We start from the raw sequence: 756 nt of genomic DNA, 5'->3' as shown, positions 1-756 counted from the left end.
AACCGCAACACAGGAAGGCAACTTTAATGGGACGGAAGGCCTTTCTGCAATTCCGTTTGACGGCATGATTTTGGCTCACTCTAACGAATCTGAGTGGCAAACCTTCCGCAACAACAAAAACAACGAAGCCTTCCTAGACCGTGTATACATCGTTAAAGTACCGTACTGTTTACGCGTATCGGAAGAAGTTAAAATCTATCAAAAACTGCTTGAAAACAGTGAATTGTCTCAAGCCCCTTGCTCACCAAGCACATTAGAAACATTGGCGCAGTTCAGCATCCTTTCTCGTCTGAAAGAGCCTGAAAACTCGTCTATCTTCTCGAAAATGCGCGTGTACGACGGCGAGACGCTAAAAGACACCGATCCTAAAGCGAAAAGCTACCAAGAATATCGAGATTACGCAGGCGTCGATGAAGGTATGAACGGCCTATCTACACGTTTTGCGTTTAAGATTTTGTCTCGCGTGTTCAACTTTGACCAAACCGAAGTGGCAGCAAACCCAGTTCACTTGTTCTATGTAATTGAACAACAAGTAGAACGCGAACAATTCCCTTCAGAAACCGCAGAAAAATATCTTGAGTTTTTGAAAGGGTACCTCGTTCCTCGTTATGTTGAGTTTATCGGTAAAGAGATCCAAACCGCGTACCTAGAATCTTACTCTGAATACGGCCAAAACATCTTCGACCGTTATGTTACCTACGCAGACTTCTGGATTCAGGACCAAGAATACCGCGATCCAGAAACGGGACAGCTATT

The 756-nt window shown here is 44.3% G+C and carries 1 pseudogene; it reads left to right on the top strand.

Annotated features, from left to right (window positions below):
- A pseudogene (locus tag R7190_RS27040) lies at nt 1–756 on the top strand (PrkA family serine protein kinase); the annotation flags it as partial.

The sequence above is a fragment of the Vibrio sp. 1078-1 genome (genome assembly GCF_033340475.1).
Note: the sequence above shows the minus strand (reverse complement) of the source record. Positions and strands in the feature narration are given on the sequence as shown.